The 22,015-nt window shown below is 67.3% G+C and carries 15 protein-coding genes and 1 riboswitch; of the genes, 6 read left to right on the forward strand and 9 right to left on the reverse strand.

Annotation, left to right across the window (positions count from 1 at the left end):
* Window positions 1–292: 292 nt before the first annotated feature.
* From AC5P60_RS17865 to AC5P60_RS17880, 4 genes are all read right to left on the reverse strand, one after another.
* Window positions 293–2,266 carry an AsmA family protein gene (locus tag AC5P60_RS17865; RefSeq protein ID WP_483693807.1) on the reverse strand — a complete coding sequence of 658 codons (1,974 nt, stop codon included), beginning with the start codon at window positions 2,264–2,266 and terminating at the stop codon, window positions 293–295.
* A gap of 83 nt (window positions 2,267–2,349) precedes the next feature.
* Window positions 2,350–2,988 carry a PAQR family membrane homeostasis protein TrhA gene (gene trhA, locus AC5P60_RS17870; protein WP_005410682.1) on the reverse strand — a complete coding sequence of 213 codons (639 nt, stop codon included), beginning with the start codon at window positions 2,986–2,988 and terminating at the stop codon, window positions 2,350–2,352.
* Between the two features lie 160 nt (window positions 2,989–3,148).
* Window positions 3,149–4,753 carry a peptide chain release factor 3 gene (locus AC5P60_RS17875; protein WP_005410681.1) on the reverse strand — a complete coding sequence of 535 codons (1,605 nt, stop codon included), beginning with the start codon at window positions 4,751–4,753 and terminating at the stop codon, window positions 3,149–3,151.
* Window positions 4,754–4,819: 66 nt separating this feature from the next.
* The gene (locus tag AC5P60_RS17880; protein ID WP_049453688.1) at window positions 4,820–5,701 is read right to left on the reverse strand and encodes a M23 family metallopeptidase; all 882 of its coding nucleotides are present in this window, start codon (window positions 5,699–5,701) and stop codon (window positions 4,820–4,822) included.
* Between the two features lie 148 nt (window positions 5,702–5,849).
* A riboswitch (SAM riboswitch) is annotated at window positions 5,850–5,968 on the forward strand.
* 77 nt (window positions 5,969–6,045) lie between these two features.
* On the opposite strand from AC5P60_RS17880, the gene metX reads away from it, so the two are divergent.
* The 3 genes from metX to AC5P60_RS17895 are packed head-to-tail and all read left to right on the forward strand — an operon-like array spanning window position 6,046 to window position 9,373.
* A complete protein-coding gene (gene metX / locus AC5P60_RS17885; protein ID WP_033834027.1) occupies window positions 6,046–7,077 on the forward strand; it encodes a homoserine O-succinyltransferase MetX in 1,032 nt (343 codons plus the stop codon).
* Window positions 7,074–8,309 (forward strand): O-succinylhomoserine (thiol)-lyase, encoded by a 1,236-nt coding sequence (locus AC5P60_RS17890; RefSeq protein ID WP_049453686.1) that lies wholly within the window; start codon window positions 7,074–7,076, stop codon window positions 8,307–8,309. The genes metX and AC5P60_RS17890 overlap by 4 nt, the downstream gene beginning before the upstream one ends.
* Window positions 8,306–9,373 (forward strand): homoserine dehydrogenase family protein, encoded by a 1,068-nt coding sequence (locus AC5P60_RS17895; protein ID WP_049453684.1) that lies wholly within the window; start codon window positions 8,306–8,308, stop codon window positions 9,371–9,373. Before AC5P60_RS17890 ends, AC5P60_RS17895 begins: the two co-directional genes overlap by 4 nt.
* A 105-nt stretch (window positions 9,374–9,478) precedes the next feature.
* On the opposite strand, the gene AC5P60_RS17900 is transcribed toward AC5P60_RS17895, so the two are convergent.
* Both AC5P60_RS17900 and AC5P60_RS17905 read right to left on the reverse strand, forming a co-directional pair.
* Window positions 9,479–10,474, reverse strand: a complete 996-nt coding sequence (locus tag AC5P60_RS17900) for an alpha/beta fold hydrolase (protein ID WP_242899174.1) — start codon at window positions 10,472–10,474, stop codon at window positions 9,479–9,481.
* 217 nt (window positions 10,475–10,691) lie between these two features.
* Entirely contained in the window at window positions 10,692–12,074 is a 1,383-nt protein-coding gene (locus AC5P60_RS17905) for an L-serine ammonia-lyase (RefSeq protein ID WP_005410675.1), read from the reverse strand.
* A gap of 100 nt (window positions 12,075–12,174) precedes the next feature.
* Between AC5P60_RS17905 and AC5P60_RS17910 the strand changes: the two genes are divergently transcribed.
* Window positions 12,175–12,405 (forward strand): glutaredoxin family protein, encoded by a 231-nt coding sequence (locus tag AC5P60_RS17910; protein ID WP_005414144.1) that lies wholly within the window; start codon window positions 12,175–12,177, stop codon window positions 12,403–12,405.
* 71 nt (window positions 12,406–12,476) lie between these two features.
* On the opposite strand, the gene AC5P60_RS17915 is transcribed toward AC5P60_RS17910, so the two are convergent.
* Genes AC5P60_RS17915 through AC5P60_RS17925 form a run of 3 tightly spaced genes read right to left on the reverse strand, consistent with a single transcriptional unit; the run spans window position 12,477 to window position 14,268 of the window.
* Entirely contained in the window at window positions 12,477–13,049 is a 573-nt protein-coding gene (locus AC5P60_RS17915) for a YceI family protein (RefSeq protein WP_005414145.1), read from the reverse strand.
* Window positions 13,050–13,052: 3 nt separating this feature from the next.
* Window positions 13,053–13,625, reverse strand: coding sequence for a cytochrome b (locus AC5P60_RS17920; RefSeq protein WP_005410672.1), 573 nt, complete (start codon window positions 13,623–13,625; stop codon window positions 13,053–13,055).
* Between the two features lie 10 nt (window positions 13,626–13,635).
* Window positions 13,636–14,268 (reverse strand): YceI family protein, encoded by a 633-nt coding sequence (locus AC5P60_RS17925; protein ID WP_005410671.1) that lies wholly within the window; start codon window positions 14,266–14,268, stop codon window positions 13,636–13,638.
* 164 nt (window positions 14,269–14,432) lie between these two features.
* On the opposite strand from AC5P60_RS17925, the gene AC5P60_RS17930 reads away from it, so the two are divergent.
* Both AC5P60_RS17930 and AC5P60_RS17935 read left to right on the forward strand, forming a co-directional pair.
* Complete coding sequence (locus AC5P60_RS17930; protein ID WP_242899175.1) at window positions 14,433–17,975, forward strand: sensor histidine kinase; 3,543 nt, start codon at window positions 14,433–14,435, stop codon at window positions 17,973–17,975.
* Window positions 17,976–18,069: 94 nt separating this feature from the next.
* The gene (locus AC5P60_RS17935) at window positions 18,070–21,597 is read left to right on the forward strand and encodes a hybrid sensor histidine kinase/response regulator (protein ID WP_483693806.1); all 3,528 of its coding nucleotides are present in this window, start codon (window positions 18,070–18,072) and stop codon (window positions 21,595–21,597) included.
* Window positions 21,598–22,015 lie beyond the last annotated feature (418 nt).

The following is a 22,015-nucleotide window of genomic DNA, read 5'->3' on the forward strand; positions in this document are numbered from 1 at the left end:
GGACACGTTCCCACGAGCGCGGTGCGTTTCAGTGCCGATCCCCCGCTCCTGGTAGATGCCAACCTTGGTTGGCATTGGCTTTTGATTCTGCTCTTTCTTTTGACTTTGAACTTCGCTCTCGTTCCGCGCGCGCAGGAAACTGTCCGGAGCCGGAGCAAGGCGGCAGGCAGGACCGTGAGGCGCATGGATGCGCCGACCGAGCCTACAGGGACGTATTTACGGCGTGTCCTGCCTGTCGCCTTGCTCCGGCTCTACGCGCGGGAAGGGAGGCGCCGCGAACAACGCTGTAACCCTACTTCGCATACTGCCCACCGCAGTTGGCATCCTTGCCCGGCCCCAGTTCAATCGTAGCCAGCAGCGCTGCCGGCGGGACAATGCTGCCCAGTGCCAGGGCCACCGCGCCGCGAATACCCAACGCCTTGAAGTCAGGGCGGAACGACGGGTCCTTGAACGTGCCGCTGATATGCAACGGTGACCGCAGTACCAGGATGCTCTTGTCCTTCGGGCGCGGTTTCAGCAGCAGGTCCAGGGTCTCGTCGCGCAGGCTGACCGTGCCTTCGCCGATGAGGATGGTATCGGTGGTGTCCACCGCCAGTGCCTGGCTGGTCATCAGGCCGTCCTGCACACCGAAGTCGGCGAAGGCGCAGCGCAGCGGAATCTGCTTGTCACCGGTCACCAGGAACTTCAGTGATTCGGTGATATCCAGCCCGGCCAGTTCCATCACCAGGTTGCCGACATGGCCACGGCCCATCGCCAGCCCGACCTTGCCGCTGCTGCTGCCGAGCATGGCGGCGATCGAGTTGCCGTGCCCGCTCAGGTCCACTTCGCCGCCGATGCCGCCCTTGGCCTGCTCGGCCAGCTTCGCATCCGGGAAAAGCTGGCCCAGCTGCACGCCGCGTACGCTGGCCCTCAACGCAGTGCGAATCTGCGCCTGGCGTGCATCCATGCGGACCGTGCTGCGGATATCGCCGCCGGCCACGCCGAAGTTCAGCGGGTCCAGCCGCAGCACGCCGTCATCCAGCAGCAGGTGCGCGTCCATGTCGTCCAGTGGCAACGAGGGCGCGTTGATGCGGTGGGCCTTCCAGCGCACGTCGGCATCCATCGCACGCAGTTTGCCCAGATTGTAGGGCGTGTCGGGCAATACCCGGCTGCTGGCGGCGATGCGGGCGGCCTGTGCCTTTTGTTCCGCGTTCGCGGTTTCGCCGCCGCCGGTCTTCGGTGGCGCTCCCACGAAGCCGGCCAGGTCATCGAAGTCCAGGCGCCTGGATTCCAGTGTCGCGGTCAGCCGTGGACGGTCGCGTCCCACCTCGAACTGCAGGTTGCCAGCGAGGTCGCTGTCACCGACCTTGCCGGTGAAGCTGTCGTAGCGCCAGACGTTGTGGTCGCGCTTCAGCCGTCCGTCCAAGGCGTAGGGCGGTGAGGGCGGGATGGCAATGCCGAGCAGCGGGTACAGGTCCGACAGGTCCTGCCCGCTGAGTGCGAACTGCAGGTCGAACACCCGCAGCTGGAACGGATTGGTCAGCGTGCCACTGGCCACCGCGTGGGTAGCGCCGGCGCGACCGTCGAGGTGGATGCGGAACGGGTGGTCGCTGTCGGTCAGTTCCAGCGGTGATTCGGTTCCACCGCGCAGGGTGAACGGGTTGCCCTGCCAGTGGCCTTTGCCCTGCACCAGCAGCGGCGGCGAGGCATCGGCCTGTTTCGGCTGACCGCTGCGCACGCCCACGCGGATGTCAGTGCGGCCCAATGCATCGATGAACTGCAGCCGACCATCGTCGATGCGCAGGCGTTTGAGCTGCGGGCTTGTGCCGCCGGCGCTGTCACCGAGGAAGTCCCAGTTGCCCGGCTCGCCCTTGCGCGGGGCGGTTTCCAGCAGCACGTCCGGCCGGGTCAGGCGCACCTCGGGCAGCTGCACGCTGCCGCGCAGCAGGGGCCAGACCCGCACGTCGATCTCGACGCGGTCTGCGCTGGCCATCTCAGGTTGTTTCGCCCAGCTGGCATTGGCGAAGGTGATCGCATCGGCGCGGATCGTGCTGGTGCGGCCGAGGTCGACATCAAGGTTCCCGATGTGCAGCACTCGGCCGGTGCGTGCCTGCACCGCGCGCTCCACCGGTCCCTTGAACCAGTTCCAGTCCCACAACGCGAGCAGTACCAGGATCGCCGCCAGCAGGAAAACCAGGATCGTGAGCCAGCGCCGGCCTCGTGGGCCGGGGCGGCGGAGGCGCCAGCGGGGCGTGCGCCTTGCGGCAGGGGAGGCGGCAGCATTCACGCTGCCATGGTTGCCCTCTGTTCGTGGACAGGGCGCGAAGCGACCATGTGCATGGCGTGCACACGCCGCCCTCGAGCGGCCGTTTACAGCACCTGCATGGTGACCGCGACGAAGTGGCAGACGCTGCCGCCGATCACGAACAGGTGCCAGATGGCATGCGAGTACGGGATCGATTCACGGTGGTAGAAGTAGGTCCCCAGCGTGTACGACAGGCCGCCGGCGAACAGCCAGGTGAGGGTGCCGCCATCGATCGAGGCCCACATCGGCTTGATCGCCACGACCACCAGCCAGCCCATGGCGATGTAGATCACCGTTGAGAGCACCTTGAAACGGCCGGTGTAGAACAGCTTGAACACCACGCCGCCCAGCGCCAGCGCCCAGATCGCGGTGAACAGGCCCCAGCCCCACGGACCGCGCAGGCCGATCAGGGTGAACGGGGTATAGGTGCCCGCGATCAGCACATAGATCGCGCAGTGGTCGAATACCTTCAACCGGCCCTTGGCGACCGGATGCTGGATGGCGTGGTACAGCGTGGAGGCGGTGTACAGCAGCAACAGCGCGATACCGAACACGATCGCGCTGGCCAGCTGCCAGCCGTCGCCGTAGATCGCAGCCAGGGTGATCAACACCGCGCTGGCGGCCAGGGCGAATACCGCGCCCAGGCCATGGGTCAGGGCGCTGGCGATTTCTTCACGGATCGAAGCAATGGACGTCGTGGACATGGCGTAGGCATTGTTCGCGGGGAGGGGGACCCGCACCCCCTTATCATCGCCGCGATGGGCGATGCGTGCACGCCGGTCACCGTATGGTGGGTGAATGCCGGCCTTGCGTTGGCTGGGGTCAGAGCCCTTTCCTGCCGGAAAGGGATCCGACCCCGTGGCATCAGCCCACCGAAACGGTATGCGCCGCTTCGCGGGTGGCCGAGAAACGCACGTCCGGCGAGCGTTCCTGCGCCAGCTGCAGGTTGACCCGGGTCGGTGCCAGGTAGACCAGGTGGCCGGCTGCATCCAGTGCCAGGTTCAGCGCATTCTTCTCGCGGAACTCTTCCAGCTTCTTCTCGTTGCTGCAGTGGACCCAACGCGCGGTGGTCACGCTGACCGGCTCGAAGGTGGCTTCCACGCCGTACTCGTCCTTCAGGCGATAGGCCGCCACGTCGAACTGCAGCACACCCACCGCACCCAGGATCAGGTCGTTGCTGGTGAGAGGGCGGAAGAACTGGGTCGCGCCTTCTTCGGACAGCTGGGCCAGTCCCTTCTGCAGCTGCTTGAGCTTGAGCGGATCGCGCAGTCGCGCGCGGCGGAACAGTTCCGGGGCGAAGTTGGGGATGCCGGTGAAGGTGACCGCTTCGCCTTCTGTAAAGGTATCGCCGATGGAAATGGTGCCGTGGTTGTGGATGCCGATCACATCGCCCGGCCAGGCTTCGGCGGCGATCTCACGGTCGCTGGCCATGAAGGTCAGTGCGTTGGCCAGCTTCATTTCCTTGCCGGTGCGCACGTGGAAGGTCTTCATGCCAGCGCTGAAGCGGCCCGAGCAGACCCGCATGAACGCGACGCGGTCGCGGTGCTGCGGGTCCATGTTGGCCTGGATCTTGAACACGAAGCCGGTCAGCTTGTTCTCTTCCGGGGCGATCTCGCGGCCGGTCGTGGAGCGTGCCTGCGGCGACGGCGCATGCTCGACGAAGAAGTCCAGCAGCGGCTGCACGCCGAAGTTGTTCACGCCCGAGCCGAAGAACACCGGGGTCTGCTTGCCGGCGCGGTAGGCCTCCAGGTCGAACGGATGGCTGGCGCCCTGCACCAGTTCCAGCTCGTCGCGCAGGTCGGCCAGCATCTGCGCACCGATCTTCTCGGCCAGGCCGGGGGCGTCGATGGACGGGAAGATGGTCGAGTCCTGGCGGGTGAAGTTGCGGCCCGGCTCGTACAGGTGTACTTCGCCGGTCAGCAGGTGGACCACGCCCTTCAGGCGCTGGCCCATGCCGATCGGCCAGGTGACCGGCGCGCACTGGATGCCCAGCACGGTTTCCACTTCATCCAGCAGCTCGATCGGGTCCTTGCCCTCGCGGTCGAGCTTGTTGATGAAGGTCATGATCGGGGTATCGCGCAGGCGGCACACTTCCATCAGCTTGATGGTGCGCTCTTCCACGCCCTTGGCCACGTCGATCACCATCAGCGCCGAGTCCACCGCAGTCAGCACGCGGTAGGTGTCCTCGCCGAAGTCGGCGTGGCCGGGGGTGTCGAGCAGGTTGACGATCTTGTCTTCGTACGGGAACTGCATCACCGAAGAGGTGACGGAGATGCCGCGTTCCTTTTCCAATGCCATCCAGTCGGAGGTGGCGTGGCGGGCGGCCTTGCGGCCCTTGACCGAACCGGCCATCTGGATCGCGCCTCCGAACAGCAGCAGCTTTTCGGTCAGCGTGGTCTTGCCGGCGTCAGGGTGGGAAATGATGGCGAAGGTGCGGCGACGCGACGCTTCGTTGGCGACTTCGGACATGGCAGTGGCGCCCGCCCGGGGCGCTTTTCAAAGAGATAAGCGCCCGATTATACCGGCCGGGGCCGTTCAGCGCCCGATGCCGCCCTCGGCCTCGCCCTGGCGGGCGAACTGCAGCTGGCCCTGCTCGGCGAAGATGCGTGCCGGCACCGAACGCAGGCCCATGCCGCGGTTGACCTGCACCACGAAGTGCAGGTGCGGTGCGCTGCTGAAGCCGCTGTTGCCGGACAGGCCGATCGGCTGCCCGGCGCCCACCGCCTGGCCGCGACGCACGCGCATGCCGCCGGCCTGCAGGTGGCCGTACAGGGCCATGCTGCCGTCGCTGTGCAGCACGCGGATGAAGTTGGCGCGGGCACCATCACGTTCGCGGTCCTGGCCGTTGCCTCGGAAGCCATCCTGGATCTGCATCACCGTGCCCTCGCGCGCGGCCAGCACCAGTGTGCCCTCCGGCAGTGCGAAGTCGACCGCGTCGCGGTTTGCCTCGTCGTCGTGGCTGAACCGGCCCTGCGGCGCCTGGTCCACGCGCGGGCGTGCATCATCGAAGGGCAGGCGGTAGGCCACATCCTCGGCCTGTGCGGCGGGGTTGCCTGGTACCGACTGCAGGCGCAGGTCCAGCATCCGGCCGTTGACCGGCGCGGGGAGGTGGCCGACGACCAGACTGCTGTCGCCCTGTATCAGTGACTGCACCGGCAAGCCGTCGACCGGGTGCCCAGGGGCGGCGCGCAGTTCGATCTGCAACGGCCCGGCCAGCGTGTTGTCGATCCGGGCCTGCCACTGTTCGCCGATCGACTGCAGGCGCAGCTGGGCCATCGGAAGGGGGGCCTTCGCGTCCGCGCTGGCGGGGGCAGGCGCCTTCGGCAGCATCCCCCAGCCCTGGCGCCAATGGCTGGCGCCGGCAGAGGCGCTGGCCAGCAGCGGCAGGAGCAGGCAGGTCAAGGGCAGGCGTGGCATCAGCGGATTCAGGGAAACGGACCGTCCGGACTGTACCCGATCCTGAACGGAGCGACCGCGACGCCTCTCGCATACCTGTTGCGAAAATATTCATCGCTTTATCCGCATGAAGGGATTGACAGCGCCCGGAAGCGCTGGCATCGTGGCCTCACCATCGAGACCGGCAGAGGGACAGGCCCTTTGAAGCCGGGGCAGCCCGCGGATGCGAAAGCGTTCGCGTAGGTGCCAAATCCTGCGGGGACCGTGGCGTCCACCGAAAGATGGTTCGATCCATGCACCGCACGTGCATCTCGAACGCGAGCCCCGCGAAGGCTCGATGGCCGATTCCCCAACCGGATCCCGCCATGAGCTTCGCTGCCAGTGCCGCCGTTCGCCCCGAACCCTTTGTCCCCGTCAGCGTGCCGGTCGAAGACCGCGTGCATGCCGAGCGCGGTGAGTTCGCCGCGGTGCTGTCGATGCGTCACGCCGGCCCCAGCCCGGTGCGCCTGCGCTATGAGTGGGTCGGCCCGGCCAATGCGCCGGTGGTGGTGCTGGCCGGCGGCATTTCCGCCCATCGCCATGTGGCGTCCAACGCACAGTTCAGCGAGAAGGGCTGGGCCGAAGACCTGGTCGGCAGTGGTCGCACGCTGGATCCGCAGCAGTTGCGCGTACTGGCGTTCGACTTCATCGGGGCCGACGGTGCGTTGGACGTACCGATCGATACCGCTGACCAGGCCGATGCGCTGGCACTGCTGCTGGATCATCTGGGTATCCGCACGCTGAAGGCCTTCGTTGGTTACTCGTATGGCGCGCTGGTCGGTCAGCAGTTCGCGATCCGTCATCGAGCCCGGGTGCGCCAGCTGGTGCTGGCCAGCGGCGCGCATCGTCCGCACCCGTATGCCGCGGCCTGGCGCGCACTGCAGCGCCGCGCCGTCGCCCTCGGCCAACTGCAGTGCGGCGAAGACCACGGCCTGGCGCTGGCCCGGCAGTTCGCCATGCTCAGCTACCGCACCCCGGAAGAGTTCGGCGAGCGCTTCGACGCCGCGCCGGAAGTGATCAACGGCCGCGTGCGGGTCGCCGCCGAGGACTATCTGGACGCCGCCGGCGCGCAGTACGTCGCGCGCACGCCGGTGACCGCCTACCTGCGCCTGTCCGAATCGATCGACCTGCACCGCGTGGACCCCGCCGCCATCCTGCCGCCGACCGTGGTGGTCGCGGTGGAGGGTGACCGCCTGGTGCCGCTGGCCGACCTGGTCGGCCTGGTCGAGGGGCTGGGGCCGCGCGGAAGCCTGCGCGTGCTGCGCTCGCCCTATGGCCACGACGCCTTCCTCAAAGAAACCGATCGCATCGACGCGATCCTCGCCACCGCCTTCCGCACCTCTGGAGAGTCCGCATGAGCCTGCACGCCAACGAGCCGTCCTGTAGCCGCACCACTGCCGCCGTCCGTGCCGGCATCGATCGGGACACCGCGCATGGCGCGGTCACGCCGCCGATCGTGCTGTCGTCGAACTTCAGTTTTGAAGGCTTCGGCAACAAGCGCCAGTACGACTACACGCGCAGTGGCAACCCGACCCGCGACCTGTTGGGTGAAGCGCTGGCCGAGCTGGAAGGCGGTGCGGGCGGCGTGATCACCGCCACCGGCATGGGCGCGATCAACCTGGTGCTGAACGCGCTGCTTCAGCCGGGCGATACCCTGGTCGTGCCGCACGACGCGTACGGTGGCAGCTGGCGGCTGTTCAATGCGCTGGCGAAGAAGGGCCATTTCGAACTGGTCACCGCCGACCTGACCGATCCGCGCGCGCTGTCGCAGGCGCTGGCCACCCAGCCGAAGCTGGTGCTGGTGGAAACGCCGTCCAATCCGCTGCTGCGCATCACCGACCTGCGCTTCGTCATCGATGCCGCGCACAAGGCAGGTGCTCTGGTTGTGGTCGACAACACCTTCCTGTCGCCGGCCCTGCAGCAACCACTGTCGTTCGGCGCGGATCTGGTGCTGCATTCCACCACCAAGTACATCAACGGCCACAGCGACGTGGTGGGCGGTGCGGTCGTCGCGCGCGATCCGGCACTGCATGAGCAGCTGGTGTGGTGGGGCAACGCGCTGGGCCTGACGGGTTCGCCGTTCGATGCCTTCCTGACCCTGCGCGGCCTGCGCACGCTGGACGCGCGCCTGCGCGTGCATCAGGAGAACACCACGTCGATCGTTGCGCTGCTGGACCAGCATCCGGCGGTCGGCCGCGTCTATTATCCGGGTCTGGCCGATCACCCGGGCCACTCCATCGCTGCTCGCCAGCAGAGTGGCTTCGGCGCGATGCTGTCGTTCGAACTGGCGCGCTGCGCGGGTGATGATCCGCACGCGGCGGTGCGCGCGTTCGTCGATGGCCTGCGCTGTTTCACGCTGGCCGAATCGCTGGGCGGCGTCGAAAGCCTGATCGCGCATCCCGCCACCATGACCCATGCCGCGATGACCGCCGAAGCGCGTGCCGCGGCCGGCATCAGCGAAGGCCTGCTGCGCCTGTCGGTTGGCATCGAGGCCGAGCGTGACCTGTTGGCCGATCTCGGCGCCGCGCTGCAGCGTGCCGAAGCGGTGATTGATGCGGCTGCGCGCCGCAAACAGGTGGTGGATGCATGAGCGCGCTCGCCGCAGAAATTCCTGCTCTGGGCGTGGGACGCCTGGCGCTGCTGGGCACCGGCACGGTCGGCTCGGCCTTCGTACAGCGTTACCAGGCATTGCGGGCGCGTGGGCTGGAACTGCCCAGCGTGCAGTGGCTGGCCAATTCACGCACTGCGCTGGAGATCGATCGTGACCTGGCCTTGCCGCTGGAACTGGCACGGCGTGCACCGCGCGATGGCCAGAGTTCGCCACCGTGGGCGAGTGCCGAAGGACTGGAGCGTGGCGACGTGGTGGTCGACGCCACCGCCAGCGAAGACGTGGCCGCGCGCCACGTGCAGTGGCTGGCGCGGGGCGTGCATGTGGTGACCGCCAACAAGCTGGGGCGTGGTGCGCAGCTGGCCCGCGCGCAGGCCATTGCGGAAAGCTGTGCCGACAGTGGCGCACGCTATGGCGACAGCGCGACGGTGGGCGCGGGCCTGCCGCTGTTGAGCAGCCTGCGTGCACTGGTGGCCGGTGGCGATCACATCCATGCCATCGAAGGCGTGCTGTCCGGTTCGCTGGCGTGGCTGTTCCATCGTTATGACGGCCAGTCGCCGTTCTCGGCGGCGGTGCGCGAGGCGCTGGCTGCCGGCTACACCGAGCCGGATCCGCGCCTGGACCTTTCCGGTGAAGACGTGCGTCGCAAGCTGCTGATCCTGGCCCGCAGCAGCGGGTTGGCGCTGGATGCGTCGCAGGTAGAGGTGGATTCACTGGTGCCTGAAGCGCTGGCAGCGCTGCCGCTGGAGGATGCGGTGGCGACGCTCGAGCAGCTGGATGCGCCGTTGCAGGCGCGCTGGCAGCAGGCGCATGACAATGGCCGCGTGCTGCGTTTCGTTGGCCGTGTCGATGGCGAGGGTGCGCAGGTGGGCCTGCGTGAGTTGCCTGCCGATCACCCGTTGGCGCAGGGCGCGGGCACCGACAACCGCGTGGCCATCCACAGCGATCGCTATCACCGCCAGCCGTTGTTGATCCAGGGCCCGGGCGCGGGCGCGGAAGTCACCGCCGCCGCGCTGCTGGATGACGTGTTGCGGATCGTCGGCTGATCGCACTGCTTCTGTAGAGCCGAGCCCATGCTCGGCTGCTACTGGCCAGATCCCTCTTGCTGGATAAGCCGAGCATGGCTCGACTCTACAGGGGAGGGCTGCCGTTCAATGCGCCTTCAATGCCTTCAGCAACGCCGCGTTGAACTGCTTCGGGTCCTGCACCTGTGGCGAATGGCCCAGTTCGGCGAACTCGATCAGCGTCGCGCCGGGAATCGCCGCGGCTGCCGCCTTCCCGAGCACCGGATAGTTGCCCAGCGTCGCCTTCACCGCTGGTGGCGCCAGGTCGCGACCGATCGCGGTGCGGTCCTTCTGGCCAATGAACAGCGTGGTCGGCACCTGAACATTCTTGAGTTCGTAGACCACCGGCTGGTTGAACACCATGTCCGAGGCCAGCGCCTGGCTCCATGCAACGGCCTGCTTGCCCTGGCCTTCGTACATGCCCGACTGCATCCGCGCCCACGGTTCATATGCCGGCTTCCATTTGCCGTCGTAGTACACATCCAGCTGGTAGCGGCGGATGCTGTCATAGCTGATGTTCATTTCGCCGGCGTACCATGCGTCCACGCTGCGCCAGGGAACACCCAGCGCCTTCCAGTCTTCCAGCCCGATCGGGTTGACCAGTGACAGGCTGCGCAGGTCCTGCGGGAACATCAGCGCGTAGCGTACCGCCAGCATGCCGCCCATCGAATGACCGACCAGGTGCACCGGGACATCACCCAGTTGCAGCTGTTGCAGCAGGGCATGGGTGTTGGCGGCCAACTGCGCGAACGAATACTGGTAACGCTCGGGCTTGCTGGATTTGCAGAAGCCCACCTGGTCCGGGGCGATCACCCGATAGCCGGCGGCAACCAGTGGCTTGATCGATTCCTTCCAGGTGGCGGCACAGAAGTTCTTGCCGTGCAGCAGCACCACCACGCCGATGGGTGCCTTCTTCGGCGGGATGTCGAGGTAGGCCATTTCCAGCGGCTGCCGCTGCGATTCCAGCGCGAAGGTCTTCACCGGATAGCCGTAGTCGAAACCCTCCAGCCGCGGCCCGTAAGTGGGCGCGGCCAGCGCAGGCAGTGGAAGGCAGGTAAGCAGGGCGGCAGCGATCACGCGCATGGGGCGGTCCTGGATAGGGGAGCCCCGAGCCTAACCGGAACGCAGTGACGGTGTCGTCCGACCGGGCAAGGGCGACGAGGTAGAGTCGACTGGGTAGAGTCGACTGTTAGTCGACTACCTTCCCCACAACGAGCGAAAATCCCGCGCTGCGCGCGATAGTCGACCAACGGTCGACTCTACCTGTGGCCCGGCGCCATCGCGCCGGGACCGGTCGACCTCAACACTCGATGACGTTCACCGCCAGGCCGCCACGGCTGGTTTCCTTGTACTTGTCCTGCATGTCGCGGCCGGTATCGCGCATGGTCTTGATCACCTTGTCCAGCGACACCTTGTGCTTGCCGTCGCCACGCATCGCCATGCGCGAGGCGTTGATCGCCTTCACCGCGCCCATCGCATTGCGTTCGATGCAGGGGATCTGCACCAGGCCGCCGATCGGGTCACAGGTCAGGCCGAGGTTGTGTTCCATGCCGATTTCCGCGGCATTCTCGATCTGGCTCGGGTTGCCACCCAGCGCCGCGACCAGGCCACCGGCCGCCATCGAGCAGGCTACGCCCACTTCGCCCTGGCAGCCCACTTCGGCGCCGGAGATCGAGGCGTTTTCCTTGTACAGGATGCCGATCGCCGCCGAGGTCAGCAGGAAATCGAACACACGCTGCTCGTTGGCACCGGGGCAGAAACGGTCGAAGTAATGCAGCACCGCCGGCAGCACGCCGGCAGCGCCGTTGGTCGGCGCAGTCACCACGCGACCACCGGCGGCGTTCTCTTCGTTCACCGCCAGCGCGTACAGGTTGACCCAGTCCAGCGTGGTCAGCGGATCGCGCATCGCTGCTTCCGGCTTCGACGACAGCTCGCGGTACAGCGCCGGTGCACGACGGCCGACCTTCAGGCCACCCGGCAGCACGCCTTCCTCGCGGATGCCGCGCGCCACGCACGACTGCATCGCACTCCAGATCTCGCGCAGGTTGGCGCGGATCTCGTCTTCGCTGCGCCAGCACTTCTCGTTCTCGAACATCAGCTGGGCGATGCTCAGGCCGCTGCGCGCCGTCTGCGCCAGCAGCTCGTCGCCGCTCTTGAACGGGTAGGGCAGCGGGGTCTCGTCGGGCACGATGCGGTCATCGGCCGCGTCGTCCTGGTTGACCACGAAGCCGCCACCGACCGAGTAATAGTCGCGGGTGGCGATCACCTCGTCCTCGGCGTTGTACGCGGTGAAGCGCATGCCGTTGGTGTGGTACGGCAGCTTCTGGCGCTTGTTCATGCCGAGGTCGCGCTTCTCGTCGAAGGCGATCTCGTGCTGGCCCATCAGCTGGATGCGCTTGCTGCTGCGGATGCGCTCCAGGGTGGCCGGAATGATGTCCGGATCGATCAGGTTCGGCCGCTGGCCTTCCAGGCCCAGCAGGATCGCCTTGTCGGTGCCATGGCCGCGGCCGGTCAGCGCCAGCGAGCCATAGACATCGGCGCGGATGCGCGCGACTTCGTTCAGGCGACCCGGGTCAAGCAGCCAGCGATGGATGAATCGCTCGGCGGCCTTCATCGGCCCGACGGTGTGCGAGGAGCTCGGGCCAATGCCGATCTTGAAAACGTCGAACGTGCTGACAGCCATGGTTGCCGTACTGCGGGTACCGGAGGAGACCGCTATTCTAGCGGTTCATGCCGCACTTCCATGGCTGCGGCGCAGCATTTCGGCAGAGGGAGCAAAACCGGTGTTGACCCTGTTCCAGCGCGATGACTGCCACCTGTGCGACATGGCCCTGGCCGAGCTGGCCAAGGCGCGGGCACCGGAGTTCGAATCGGTGTTCCTGGATGACCAGCCTGCGCTGGAAGCGCGCTACGGCGCGCGGGTGCCGGTGCTGCGCGACGAGCGCGGCGACCGTGAGCTGGACTGGCCGTTCGACGCGGCCACGGTCCAGGCCTGGCTGGCCGTCGATCGGTAGTGCCGGCCGCTGGCCGGCAACCCCGCGATGCCCGGTGATGCCGGCCAGCGGCCGGCACTACCAGAGGCGGTTTATTTCGCGTCGAACTTCACGATCGTGCTGATCGCGGTTTCGTCCGGGATGGTCTTGGTGTCGGCCCAGTCGCCGCCGCCGACGCCGAAGTCCAGGCGCTTGACCGTGGCCTTGCCGGTCAGCACCGGCTGGGTGCCCGGCTTCCAGGTGAAGGTGAGGGTGACCGGCTTGCTGACGCCTCGCAGTTCCAGTGTGCCATCGGCGGCGAACTGATCATTGCCCACCGCGCGGAAGCCCTTGGCGGTGTAGCGTGCGGTGGCGAACTTGCCAACATTGAAGAAGTCGGCGGTCTGCAGGGTCGAGTCACGGTCGCTGTTGCCGCTCTTGGCGCCGGCCAGCGGGATCACCACGTCCAGCGAACCGGCGGCAGGATTGGCCGGGTCGAAGCTGAGCTTGGTGGCAAAGCCCGGGAAGCTGCCGGTAAACACTTCGCCGTCGTACTTGGTGGCGAACACCAGGATCGAGCCGGCGCCGGGCGCCTGTGCGTAGTCGGCGGCGAACACCGGGGTGGTGGCCAGCATGCCGGCCAGGGCGGCGGCCACGGCGGCCGGAGTGGTCAGTTTCAGGTTCATCGGTCAGTCCTTCTGAGGGGAGGCAAGCCAGCCGCGCGGCAACATGCGGGACAAGGTCGCATCGCGCTGGAACAGGTGGTGGTAGAAGGCAGCGCCGGCATGGGCCAGCACCACCGCGATCAACAGCCAGAAGCCGTACTCGTGGATGGCATGCGATACGGCGACCACCTGCGGGTCGGGACCGCTCAGCTTGGGCACGTCGACCAGGCCGAACCAGCGGAACGGGCGCAGGCCGCTGGCCGAGTCGTACAGCCAGCCCGACAGCGGGATGGCGAACATCAGCACATACAGCAGCACGTGGGTGGCACTGGCGATGCGTTCCTGCCAGCTGGGCACGCCCGGCACCGGCTTGGGGGCACCGGCATACAGGCGCCAGCCGAGGCGGAAGAGCACGAGCGCCAGCACGGTGATGCCGATCGACTTGTGCGCGGTATAGACCCAGAAATACTTGGGGGTCTTGGGCAGTTCGCCCATGGTCAGGCCGACCACGCCCAGGGCGAGGATCAGCAATGCGATCAACCAATGCAGGATCTGGCTGACACTCCCCCAGGCGGCGGGGGTGTTCTTGGCGGTCATGAAGGGTCCTCTAGGGGGCCGTCTTGGGGTCGGAGTGTGGAACGGGAGCGGGAGTTCCCGGGGCGTCGCTGCGGTCGAGGGTGGCTTCGGCCTCGATCCTCAGCTGTACTGCATCACCGATGACGCCCGGCCAGGCGGTGATGCCGAACGCGCGCCGGCTCAGCGTGGTGCTGGCGGAAAAACCGGCGGTGCGTCGGAACGGGGGGAGGGGGTAGCGCTTGATGGCGTTGAGGGTCACGTCCAGCGTGATCTCCTGGCTGACCCCGCGCAGGGTCAGGGTGCCGATCACGTGGGCGCGCCTGGCATCGATCGGTTCGACCCGGCTGGAGACGAAATGTGCCTTCGGGAAACGCTCGCCATCCAGAAGGCTGCGGGCCAGCGTGGCCTGGTTCCATTTGGCGTCACCAAGGTCCAATCGCGACACGGGGACTTCGACGTCCAACGTGGCTTCGCGCCAGTTGTCGGGATCGAACTGCAGCCGGCCCTCACTGCCGGAGACCGTGCCCATCGCCTGCGAGTAGCCCGCGTGGTCGATGCTGAACAGCACACGCGTGTGCACCGGATCGAGGCGATAGGTATCTGCATCCGCCCAGGCGGGAGCGGTGGCGAGCAGCATCGGCAGCAGGGCCAGGCAGGGACGCATCGATGGCGGGCTCCGGAAGGGGGACGCTGTGATCATACGCACAGGCCCCTGCCAAGGATGCGTGCATGGCTGCAACAGTTCGTGGTGGTCCTGCCCCGGCAACAGGCTGTTGCAGCCATGACCCCGGCCCTGTGTGACAATCGGGACAGGACAGGGGGTTCAGGATGACGAGCAGCTGGCGCCTGTGGTGCCTGGGCATCGCGGCAACGGGGCTGCTGCTGTTGGCGTCTGCCACGGCGGCTGCAGCCCTGGACATGGCAGAAACACCACGCCTGCGGCGCTTCGGTGCCGCCGAAGGCATGCCTTCGCGCATGGTGCTGGCGCTGGCCGAGGACCGCCAGGGCCATGTCTGGGCCGCAACCGATGGCGGTCTGGTGCGCTACGACGGCAGCTCGCTGCGGGTCTGGGAACATGACCCGGAACAGCCCGGTTCGTTGCCCGGCAACGAGATCGAGACCCTGCTGGTCGATCCGCTGGACCGTGTGTGGGTGGGCATCAATGGCAAGGGCGTGGCCCGCCTGGATGCCGACCGCGAGCGGTTCAAGACCTTCGATGCGGTCAATGGTCCGTGCCTGGGCCAGTTCTGGACGCTGGCCTACGCCGGGGATGCGTTGTGGATCGGCACCAGCAGCCAGGGTATCTGCCGGTTCGGGGAGGACGGCAGCCTGCGCTTCTTCAAGCACGACCCGGCCCGTGCCGACGGCCTGCCCAGCAACACCATCTACAGCAGCCTGGTCGATGCGCGGGGGCGCCTGTGGATCGGTACCGAGGCCGGCGTCGCACGCTGGAATGGCCGTGACTTCGAGCCCGTGGCACCGCACGCGCTGGGCGCATTGAGCGTGCTGCGGATGAGCCGCGATCCGGATGGCTCGATCTGGGTCGGCAGCCAGAACGATGGCCTGTACCGCATCGATGCGCAGGACCGGGTCAGTCGTCCGCGCTGGAGCGACAGCGCCGGCCTGCGCTCGGCGCTGGTGCTGGCCGATCGCCAGGGCGGCTACTGGGCGGGCACGTCCGATGGCCTGCTGCGTGGCGACGCAAGTGCGCTATGGCGGCTCGACGGCGACCGCGGCAGTGGTTTCCTCACTGCACAGAGCGGTGTGCTCGATCTGCTGCAGGACCATGAAGGCGGATTGTGGGTCGCCCTGCTGACCCAGGGACTGGCCTACCTCCCGCCGGACTGGCGCCGCTTCTCGATCTGGAACCAGCTCGATGGCAAGCCGCTGGACAGCCAGTACCTGCTGGGCGCGGCCAGTGATGGCCAGAACTACTACGTGGGTTCGGCGCACGGCGTGTATCAGCTGGACGCGCACGGCACGTTGCGCCTGCTGGCCAGCGACCGCGAGATCGGCAGCGGTGCGGTGTGGTCGGTACTGCCGCGGTCGGACGGGCGCCTGTGGCTGGGGCGTGCCGGCCGCATCAGCGTGTATGACCCGGCCACCCGCGCGCTGCACGACTGGCACATCGGTGGAGGCGCCGATCTGCGCCAGCGCATCGACCTGATGCGGCAGGCACCCGATGGCACGGTCTGGCTTTCGGTGATGAACCTGGGCCTGCAGCAGCGCAGTGCGGAGGGCCGGGTGCTGCGCAGCTATCCTCTCGACGATTTCCGCAAGGCGGCCGACTCACCCATCGAGCAGATCCGCTTCGATGCCCATGGCAAGGCGTGGGTGATGGGCGACATGGGCATCTGGCGTGAGCAGGCCGGTCGCTTCGAAGCGGTGCCGGGGGTCTCGCGCGGGCTGATCTACGACCTGGTGTGGGTAGATCCGCAGCAGTTGTGGCTGGCCCGCCAGGGCGCGCTGGAGCGCTACCAGTGGGATGGCATGAGCCTGCGCCTGATCCAGCGCATTGATGGAAGCGCCGGTGTGCCGCCGGTCAGCATGGGCGGCCTGGCATTGGCCGACAATGGCCGGGTGTGGGCGACCACGCCGCGCGGCCTGCTGCGCTGGGACCCGAAAGTCCGGCGCCTGCAGTTGTTCAATGAACGCGATGGCCTGTCCGATGCCGAGTTCACCAGCCGGCCGCCAGCGGTGAATGCCGATGGTCGCGTGCTGGCCGTTGCCCAGACCGGCCTGGTTGCATTCGACGTGAATGCCGACGACGTGGTGCTGCCCGGGTCGTCGCTGGTGATTGCCGAGGTGCGCGTGCGCCGCGACGATGCACGCGGCTGGCAGCCGCTGCCGAACACCGGCACCCTGCTGCTGGGACCGGATGATCGCGACCTGCAGATCGATGCACGGTTGTTGTCGTATGCCAATCCCCAGGGCAACCGCTACCGCTTCCGGGTACGCGGGTATGACCAGAACTGGGTGGAGCAGGGCGGCGACGGCCAGCGCACGCTGTCGCGACTGCCGACCGGCAGCTACGTCATCGAAGTGCAGGCGGCCACCGCCAATGGTGCATGGACGCCTTCGCAGCAGCTGCAGGTGAAGGTGCTGCCACCCTGGTGGCGCAGCGGCATGGCGATCTTCGGCTACATCCTGATCGGTTCGCTGCTGCTGCTCGTCCTGGTCTGGTCGATCCGTGCGCGCCTGCGCCGTCGCCAGCAATGGCAGCTGACCGTGCACAAGCAGGAGCTGGCCGAACAGGCCTCGCAGGCCAAGAGCCGGTTCCTGGCCACGCTGGGGCATGAAGTCCGCACGCCGATGACCGGCGTGCTTGGCATGAGCGAGTTGCTGCTGGCCACACCGCTGGACCCGGTGCAGCGCAGCTATGCCGGCTCCATCCAGCAGGCCGGCAGCCATCTGCTGCGGTTGGTCAACGATGCGCTGGACCTCGCGCGCATCGAAGCCGGTCGACTGGAGCTGGATCTGCGTCCGTTCGACCTGGCCGGACTGCTCGACCAGGTGCAGGCGCTGATGCAGCCCATGGCGAAACAGCGCAAGCTGGATTTCCAGCGTGGCGACGATCCGCCCGGCCCGATCAGCATCAGTGGCGACGAGATGCGCGTGCGGCAGATCCTGCTCAACCTGCTGGGCAATGCCATCAAGTTCACCGAGCGCGGTCATGTCGGCCTGGCCGTGCACCTGGAAGAGAACGGCGGCGGTCTCTGCTTCGAAGTGCACGACAGTGGTCCGGGTATCAATGCCGAGCAGCAGGAGCGGCTGTTCCACCGATTCGAACAGGCGGAGGGGCCGCGCACGGCCTCGCGCTATGGTGGAAGCGGGCTGGGCCTGGCGATCTGCCAGGAGCTGGCCGTGGCGATGGGCGGGCGCATCGAAGTGGACAGCCAGCCAGGCAAGGGCGCGCGTTTCCGGGTGCGGTTGCCGCTGCCCTGGACCCGGCAGGCAGCCGCCACGGGCGAAGCGCCGGCACTGCCGATGCTGCCGCCACTGCGCATCCTGCTGGTGGAGGACGATGCCACCGTGGCCGAGGTCATCGCCGGCCTGCTGCGCAGCCGCGGCCATGAGGTGGTGCATGTGCTGCATGGCCTGGGGGCTTTGTCGGAGATCGCTACCGACGGCTTCGATGTCGGCCTGCTCGATCTCGACCTGCCTGCGCTGGACGGCACTGCGATCGCCCGCCAGCTGCGCACCCTGGGCTACGAACTGCCACTGGTGGCGGTGACCGCCCGCTCCGATGCGTATGCCGAATCGCAGGTGCTCGCTGCCGGTTTCGATGGTTTCCTGCGCAAGCCGGTGACCGGCGACATGCTGGTGGCAGCGATCATCCAGGCTCGCGCCAAACGACAGACCACACCTTGAAAACGTCGACGCCGGGCGTGAACGGCGCGACTTTCGGTTTACCATGCCGACGCCCGCGGCGCGGGAATCATCAGGCAGCGTGAGGAGGCAATCGGTGGTGTATCTGCGGGCGGCAATGCTGCTGCTGATCCTCCTGTGCGGCCTGTCACCCGCTGCCGCGCAGCCGGTGCCACCGAGCCCGCGCCAGGTGACGGTATTCGACGGCCTGCCGTCCAATACCGTCAACCGCATGGCCGAAGACCGCTATGGCTACCTGTGGATCGCCACCAACGACGGCCTGGCCCGTTACGACGGGCGCAACTACCGGATCTGGCGTTCTGAGGATGGCCTGCGCGACAACCGCATCTGGACGGTCCTGGTCGATGCGCGCAACCAGCTCTGGATCGGGACCGAGAACGCGGGCCTGGTACGGATGTCGGCCGACCGCCGCCAGCTGCATTTCTACGACCGCAGCAGCCAGCCGTTGATGGGGACCAACACGGTCTGGAGCCTGGCGACCACGCCGGACGGTGCGATCTGGTTCGGGACCCACGAAGGTGGGCTGTACCGGCTGGACAGCCAGGACCGCCTGCAGCGTTTCCTGCCCGAGGCCAACAATCCCCGCAGCCTGCCTGCCGCCTCGGTGCCGTACCTGGCTACGCTGGCCGATGGCAGCCTGTGGGTCGGCACCAAGCATGGCGTGGCGCGCTGGACCGGCACCGACTTCGAGCGGGTCGGCACCGACGTCATTCCCAGCCTGCTGATCAATGGGTTGACCAGCGAACCCGATGGCAGCCTGTGGATCAGCACGATGGCCGGCGCCACGGTGCGTCGCCCCGACGGGCGTTTTGAATCGCCGCCCTGGAAACTGCCGCCGGGCGAGCAGGTGCTCGGCATGATGCTGCGCGATGAACAGGGCGGGCATTGGTTGGATACCCGTACCGGGCTTGGTCGGGCCGTGGATGGGCAGTACCAGACCGTTCCGCTGTACAGCGCCGTTGCGCGCGGGCCGGTGCGGCCGAACTGGACGGGCGCCTACGAGGACCGCGAAGGCGGCATCTGGTTGGCCAGTACCAATGCCGGCCTGTGGCACCTGCTGCCGCGCTGGTGGCAGTTCTCGGTGCTGTCGCGATTGGAGGACGACACCGGTTCGCTGCGCAATGCCTTCGTGCTCGGCACCAGCCCTTCCAGCAATGGCGGCATCTGGACGGTCGGCAGCCACGGCGCGCTGGACCGGTTCGATCCCAGGACCGGCAAGATCGAGCAGCACCGCACCTGGGTCAATGGCATGTACTGGCTGTCCTCGGTACGCGAGGATCGCCGTGGCCAGGTCTGGATCGGCTCGACCGATGCGTTGCTGCGCTATGACCCGAAGCGACGTGAGCTACGTCGCTGGGGCCGTGATGCCGGGGCCGACGCGACCATGGAAGGGGTCATCGAGTCGATGATGACCTGTGACGGCGACAGTCTATGGTTGATGTTGCCTGCAGGCCTGCAGCAGCGTGACCTCGACGGTCGCCTGCGCCGCCAGCTGGAAAACGGCCAGCGCGGCCTGCAGCAGGGCCAGCTCAACCTGGATGTGGAATGCGGGCCGCAGGACCACATCTGGCTGGCCAGTAGCCGTGGCCTGCTGCAGTGGCTGCCGGAAAGCGAGCGCTTCCAGCCGGTGCCGGGCGCGCCGGCGACCGCGATCCATGCGTTGCACGTGGGCCGCGATGGCCAGGTCTGGCTGTCGGAGGATGGCCGCCTGTCGCGCTACCGCTGGAGCCAGGGCCGGCTTGAACGGCAGGCCGTTGTCGGCGCGGAGCAGGGCTACCCGGCAATCTCCGCCTCCGGGCTGGTGGTCGATGCACAGGGCGTGGCCTGGGCCACCAGTGCGCGCGGCCTGGTCCGGGTTGGCGCCGACGGCCAGAGCGTGCGCCTGTACGGCGTGCACGACGGCCTGCCCAGCCAGGAGTTCCGCGAGCACACGTTGACGATGTCCGGCGATGGCCATCTGGTGGCCGGTACCCCGGCCGGCGTGGTGGTGTTCGACCCGGAACAGGTGCGGCCGTCGGTGCGGCGGGCGCCGTTGGTGATCGAACGGGTCGAAGTCCGCCGCAACGAGCAGGTACTCGACCTGACCCACGACACGCCCTTGCAGATTGCCGATGGTGACCGTGACCTGCGCATCGTCGCGCGATTGTTGTCATTCGCCGATTCGGCCTCCAACAGCTACCGCTACCGCCTGGCCGGCTACGACCCCGATTGGGTGGAAGTGGGGCCGGCTGGTGAGCGCCTGTTCTCGCGCCTGCCGCCGGGCAGCTACCGCCTGGAGGTACAGGCGCGCTCGGCCGACCATGTCTGGTCGCGGGTGCAGAGCCTGGAATTCCGTGTACAGCCACCGTGGTGGCGCAGCCTGTCCGGGCTGCTGGTGCTGGCCTCGATCGCGCTTCTGCTGACCAGTTGGTTTGCCTGGTTGTATCGCCGTCGCCTGCAGCGGCGCCATGCCTATCAGCTGGCACTGCATAAACAGGAACTGGCCGAACAGGCCTCGGCGGCCAAGACCCGCTTCCTGGCCAATCTCGGCCACGAAATCCGCACGCCGATGACCGGTGTGCTCGGCATGAGCGAACTGCTGCTGGCCTCGCCGCTGGACCCGCAGCAGCGCGGTTACACGCAGTCGATCCGGCACGCCGGCGAACACCTGCTTCACCTGGTCAACGATGCACTGGACCTGGCACGGATCGAATCCGGACGGCTGGAGCTGCAGTCCAAGCCGTTCGCGCTGAGCTGCCTGCTGCAGGACCTGGCCGCGCTGATGGGACCGCTGGCAGCGCAGAAGGGCCTGCGCTTCACCCTCGACAACCAGTTGCCGCCTGGCCTGCAGGCGACCGGCGATGCGATGCGGGTAAGGCAGATCCTGCTCAACCTGCTCTCCAACGCGGTCAAGTTCACCAGCCGCGGAACCATCACCCTGCATGCGCGCAGCGACGGCGAGCTGCGCGCGTTGCATTTCGAAGTGCGCGACACCGGGCCGGGCATCAGCCAGGAACAGCAGCAGCGCCTGTTCCGCCGCTTCGAGCAGGCCGATGGCGCCCGCACCGCGGCGCAGTACGGCGGCAGCGGCCTGGGCCTGGCGATCTGCCGCGAACTGGCGCAGGCGATGCAGGGGCGTATCCAGGTGGAGAGCCAGCTCGGCCGCGGCACGTGTTTTGGCGTGACCCTGCCGTTGCCGCTGGTGGTCGATGCCAATGCAGAGTCCGAGGGCGAAGTGCACCGCGAGGATGCGGCCAACATGCCGCCATTGCGCGTGCTGCTGGTCGAGGATGATGCAACCGTGGCTGATGTGGTGCGCGGGCTGTTGAGTGCGCGCGGCCATGAAGTGGTGCATGCGGGCCATGCGCTGGCGGCACTGCGCGAGATCAGCTCAGGGGATTTCGACGTCGGCCTGCTGGATCTGGACCTGCCGGGCCTGAGCGGCTTCGAGCTGGCCCAGCACCTGCGCAACCAAGGCTACATGCTGCCACTGCTCGCCGTGACGGCACGGACCGATCCGGACCTTCAGCAGCAGGTGGAAGCGGCCGGCATCGGTGGTTTCCTGCGCAAGCCGGTGACCGGTGAACTGCTGGTGGAAGCGATCGCCAGGGCGATGGGCAGGTAGGGTTTATTGCAGGGCTTGCAGCCCTGCACCTGCAGAGGCTTCAAGCCAAGGCAACAGCAACGGCAAAAGTAGGCATTCCGTGGGTGGTGGGGCGGTGTGGGCTTGCAGGACACGCCGTAAACCCGTCCATGGGGGCTCGATGGCGCCATCCATGGCGCCAACGGTCCTGCAAGCCCACACCGCCCCACCTCTGACAGATTTTCGCGATCGGGTAGATCCACGCCATGCGTGGATGAATCTTCATCGAGATCGAATATGTCGAATTGAGATCGAAAAGCATCCACGCATGGCGTGGATCTTATCTCTTGCCAATCTGGCACCTTGGGTGCCGAGAGCCCGGCGTGGGCGACCGTGTGGATCCAGGTCTTGCGACCGAGAAGTAGCTTGGGTCCCCACGCCGGATTCTCCCTGAACCGCC

The organism is Stenotrophomonas sp. YJH_SMC_120 (genome assembly GCF_059368675.1).